The sequence below is a fragment of the Bowmanella yangjiangensis genome, assembly GCF_018531185.1.
GTDB lineage: Bacteria > Pseudomonadota > Gammaproteobacteria > Enterobacterales > Alteromonadaceae > Bowmanella > Bowmanella yangjiangensis.
In genome coordinates this window covers 1-5,298 of record NZ_JAHDJU010000007.1, presented here as the reverse complement: position 1 = coordinate 5,298, position 5,298 = coordinate 1, and the positions used below count along the sequence as shown (strand labels likewise).

At 52.0% G+C, this 5,298-nt stretch carries 2 tRNA genes and 3 rRNA genes; all 5 read right to left on the bottom strand.

What is annotated here, in order from left to right:
- Window positions 1–32: 32 nt before the first annotated feature.
- Window positions 33–148, bottom strand: a 5S ribosomal RNA gene (gene rrf, locus KJY73_RS21630).
- A gap of 118 nt (window positions 149–266) precedes the next feature.
- Window positions 267–3,149, bottom strand: a 23S ribosomal RNA gene (locus KJY73_RS21625).
- Window positions 3,150–3,420: 271 nt separating this feature from the next.
- Window positions 3,421–3,496: transfer RNA gene (locus KJY73_RS21620), tRNA-Ala, on the bottom strand.
- 5 nt (window positions 3,497–3,501) lie between these two features.
- Window positions 3,502–3,578, bottom strand: a tRNA-Ile gene (locus KJY73_RS21615).
- A 73-nt stretch (window positions 3,579–3,651) separates the two neighbouring features.
- Window positions 3,652–5,186, bottom strand: a 16S ribosomal RNA gene (locus KJY73_RS21610).
- Together the 16S, 23S and 5S rRNA genes with 2 tRNA genes alongside form the textbook arrangement of a ribosomal RNA operon.
- Window positions 5,187–5,298: the final 112 nt, after the last annotated feature.

Below are 5,298 nucleotides of genomic sequence, written 5' to 3'. Positions count from 1 at the left end.
ATCCAATCGGATAGCCCTTCTTCGTATTGGGAGCCTGGCGGTGTGCTACTCTCACATGGGGAGACCCCACACTACCATCGCCGCTGTTACGTTTCACTTCTGAGTTCGGAATGGAGTCAGGTGGTTCCGTAACGCTATGGCCGCCAGGCAAAACTGGTGACAATTTGGGACAAGCATCAGTGATGAGTTCTCATCACCGGATAAAGAATTCTGTAGCGTCTATTGGTTTAAGATGGCTGGCCATCACAACGTCACTTGGGCGTTGTATGGTTAAGCCTCACGGGCAATTAGTACAGGTTAGCTTAACGCCTTACAACGCTTCCACACCCTGCCTATCAACGTTCTAGTCTTGAACAACCCTTTAGAGAGCTTAAAGCTCTAGGGATGACTCATCTTGGGGCTCGCTTCCCGCTTAGATGCTTTCAGCGGTTATCGATTCCGAACGTAGCTACCGGGCAATGCGATTGGCATCACAACCCGAACACCAGCGGTTCGTCCACTCCGGTCCTCTCGTACTAGGAGCAGCTCCCCTCAATCATCCAGCGCCCACGGCAGATAGGGACCGAACTGTCTCACGACGTTCTAAACCCAGCTCGCGTACCACTTTAAATGGCGAACAGCCATACCCTTGGGACCGACTTCAGCCCCAGGATGTGATGAGCCGACATCGAGGTGCCAAACACCGCCGTCGATATGAACTCTTGGGCGGTATCAGCCTGTTATCCCCGGAGTACCTTTTATCCGTTGAGCGATGGCCCTTCCATACAGAACCACCGGATCACTATGACCTACTTTCGTACCTGCTCGACGTGTCTGTCTCGCAGTTAAGCCGGCTTATGCCATTACACTAACCTCCTGATGTCCGACCAGGATTAGCCGACCTTCGTGCTCCTCCGTTACTCTTTGGGAGGAGACCGCCCCAGTCAAACTACCCACCAGACACTGTCCGCATCCCGGATTACGGGACAACGTTAGAACATCAAACATACAAGGGTGGTATTTCAAGGACGGCTCCACATCATCTGGCGACAATGCTTCAAAGCCTCCCACCTATCCTACACATGTAGGGTCAATGTTCAGTGCCAAGCTGTAGTAAAGGTTCACGGGGTCTTTCCGTCTAGCCGCGGGTACACCGCATCTTCACGGCGATTTCAATTTCACTGAGTCTCGGGTGGAGACAGCGTGGCCATGGTTACACCATTCGTGCAGGTCGGAACTTACCCGACAAGGAATTTCGCTACCTTAGGACCGTTATAGTTACGGCCGCCGTTTACCGGGGCTTCGATCAAGAGCTTCGCCTAAGCTAACCCCATCAATTAACCTTCCGGCACCGGGCAGGTGTCACACCCTATACGTCTTCTTTCGAATTAGCAGAGTGCTGTGTTTTTAATAAACAGTCCCAGCCACCTGGTCACTGCGACCCCCAGACGCTTACGGAGCAAGTCCTTCACGTCCAGGGGCGTACCTTCTCCCGAAGTTACGGTACTATTTTGCCGAGTTCCTTCACCCGAGTTCTCTCAAGCGCCTTGGTATTCTCTACCTGACCACCTGTGTCGGTTTGGGGTACGGTCAGTGTTATCATAAGTTTAGAGGCTTTTCCTGGAAGCAGAGCATCTGCAACTTCACCACCGTAGTGGCTCGTCTCGTGTCTCAGCCTTAGCATTCCGGATTTACCTAAAATGCCAGCCTACGCACTTTCACCTGGACAACCAACGCCAGGCCTGCATAGCTTTCTCCGTCCCCCCATCACTGATAACACCGGTACGGGAATATTAACCCGTTTCCCATCGACTACGCATTTCTGCCTCGCCTTAGGGGCCGACTTACCCTGCCCTGATTAGCATGGGACAGGAAACCTTGGTCTTCCGGCGAGGGGGTTTTTCACCCCCTTTATCGTTACTCATGTCAGCATTCGCACTTGTGATACCTCCAGCAAACCTCCCGGTTCACCTTCAACGGCTTACACAACGCTCCCCTACCCAGCATACTAAGTATGCTGCCGCAGCTTCGGTGTCTAGTTTGAGCCCCGTTACATCTTCCGCGCAGACCGACTCGACTAGTGAGCTATTACGCTTTCTTTAAAGGGTGGCTGCTTCTAAGCCAACCTCCTAGCTGTCTGTGCCTTTCCACATCGTTTCCCACTTAACTAGAACTTTGGGACCTTAGCTGGCGGTCTGGGTTGTTTCCCTCTTCACGACGGACGTTAGCACCCGCCGTGTGTCTCCCGGATAGTACTCTACGGTATTCGGAGTTTGCATGGGGTTGGTAAGTCGGGATGACCCCCTAGCCCAAACAGTGCTCTACCCCCGTAGGTATTCGTCCGAGGCGCTACCTAAATAGCTTTCGGGGAGAACCAGCTATCTCCCGGTTTGATTGGCCTTTCACCCCCAGCCACAGGTCATCCCCGCCTTTTTCAACAGGCGTGGGTTCGGTCCTCCAGTTGATGTTACTCAACCTTCAACCTGCCCATGGCTAGATCACCGGGTTTCGGGTCTATACCTTGCAACTAAGCGCCCAGTTAAGACTCGCTTTCGCTACGGCTCCCCTATGCGGTTAACCTCGCTACAAAATATAAGTCGCTGACCCATTATACAAAAGGTACGCAGTCACACCACGAAGGTGCTCCCACTGCTTGTACGTATACGGTTTCAGGTTCTATTTCACTCCCCTCACAGGGGTTCTTTTCGCCTTTCCCTCACGGTACTGGTTCACTATCGGTCAGTTAGGAGTATTTAGCCTTGGAGGATGGTCCCCCCATATTCAAACAGGATAACACGTGTCCCGTCTTACTCGTTTTCACAATACTAGACCTTCGTGTACGGGGCTATCACCCGCTACGGCCACACTTTCCAGAGTGTTCCACTAATCTTGATATTGCTTAAGGGCTGGTCCCCGTTCGCTCGCCGCTACTAAGGGAATCTCGGTTGATTTCTTTTCCTCGGGGTACTTAGATGTTTCAGTTCTCCCGGTTAGCCTCATATACCTATGTATTCAGTATATGATAGTGTGCAAGCACACTGGGTTTCCCCATTCGGACATCTGTGGCTCAAATGCGTTTTATCAGCTCACCACAGCTTTTCGCAGATTTACACGTCCTTCATCGCCTCTAACTGCCTAGGCATCCACCGTATACGCTTAGTCACTTAACCATACAACCCCAAATCACGTCGTAATTTGTGTCATACAGCCAGCAACCATCTTGTTTCTCTTTCGAGAATACCAATGACGCTACATACAATCGCTAAATTCGCTTTCGCTTATTTAGCTGGATGTTTTCTTTATCAGCTTGTCCAAATTGTTAAAGAACAGTTAAGGTTTAAAAAACCTTAATCAATCCACACTCTAAAGTGCACATTCATTAAGGCTGTCTTCCTTAGCAACGAGCTTATCAGTATCTGTCTCACCCTCTATCAAATAGAGTGGTGGAGCTAAGCGGGATCGAACCGCTGACCTCCTGCGTGCAAGGCAGGCGCTCTCCCAGCTGAGCTATAGCCCCATGATTGGTGGGTCTGAGTAGACTTGAACTACCGACCTCACCCTTATCAGGGGTGCGCTCTAACCACCTGAGCTACAGACCCAATATCTTGCTCGTTCTTCTTGGCAACAAAACAATCTGTGTGAACACTACGCTAACAAGCGCAGCTCTTTTCGTAAGGAGGTGATCCAACCGCAGGTTCCCCTACGGTTACCTTGTTACGACTTCACCCCAGTCATGAAACACAAAGTGGTAATCGCCCTCCCGAAGGTTAAGCTAACTACTTCTTTTGCATCCCACTCCCATGGTGTGACGGGCGGTGTGTACAAGGCCCGGGAACGTATTCACCGCAGTATGCTGACCTGCGATTACTAGCGATTCCGACTTCATGGAGTCGAGTTGCAGACTCCAATCCGGACTACGACGAGCTTTAAGGGATCCGCTCCACCTCGCGGTCTCGCTTCCCTCTGTACTCGCCATTGTAGCACGTGTGTAGCCCTACTCGTAAGGGCCATGATGACTTGACGTCGTCCCCACCTTCCTCCGGTTTGTCACCGGCAGTCTCCTTAGAGTGCCCAACTTAATGCTGGCAACTAAGGACAAGGGTTGCGCTCGTTGCGGGACTTAACCCAACATCTCACGACACGAGCTGACGACAGCCATGCAGCACCTGTCTCACAGGTCCCGAAGGCACCAAGGTATCTCTACCAAGTTCTGTGGATGTCAAGAGTAGGTAAGGTTCTTCGCGTTGCATCGAATTAAACCACATGCTCCACCGCTTGTGCGGGCCCCCGTCAATTCATTTGAGTTTTAACCTTGCGGCCGTACTCCCCAGGCGGTCTACTTATCGCGTTTGCTGCGCTACCCACGACTTAAAGCCACAGACAGCTAGTAGACAGCGTTTACGGCGTGGACTACCAGGGTATCTAATCCTGTTCGCTACCCACGCTTTCGCACATGAGCGTCAGTCTTTGGCCAGGGGGCCGCCTTCGCCACTGATGTTCCTCCAGATCTCTACGCATTTCACCGCTACACCTGGAATTCCACCCCCCTCTCCAAGACTCTAGACTGCCAGTTCTAAATGCAATTCCCAGGTTGAGCCCGGGGCTTTCACATCTAGCTTAACAATCCGCCTGCGTGCGCTTTACGCCCAGTAATTCCGATTAACGCTCGCACCCTCCGTATTACCGCGGCTGCTGGCACGGAGTTAGCCGGTGCTTCTTCTGTGGGTAACGTCACAGCTGATGGGTATTAACCACCAACCTTTCCTCCCCACTGAAAGTGCTTTACAACCCGAAGGCCTTCTTCACACACGCGGCATGGCTGGATCAGGCTTGCGCCCATTGTCCAATATTCCCCACTGCTGCCTCCCGTAGGAGTCTGGGCCGTGTCTCAGTCCCAGTGTGGCTGATCTTCCTCTCAGAACAGCTAGAGATCGTCGCCTTGGTGAGCCTTTACCCCACCAACTAGCTAATCTCACTTAGGCCTCTCTCTTGGCAGGAGCCGAAGCCCCCTTTGGTCTTGCGACATCATGCGGTATTAGCAGTCGTTTCCAACTGTTGTCCCCCTCCAAGAGGCAAGTTCCTAAGCATTACTCACCCGTCCGCCGCTCGTCACCCAAGGAGCAAGCTCCTCTGTGCTACCGCTCGACTTGCATGTGTTAGGCCTGCCGCCAGCGTTCAATCTGAGCCATGATCAAACTCTTCAATTAAATATAAATCATGAATTTCTTGAGCCGACACTCGTTAACGAGTGCCCACACAGATTGTCTCGTTGCTAATTGTTAAAGAACAGTGCCTTATCAGGCGGCTTAAGTGAGGCTT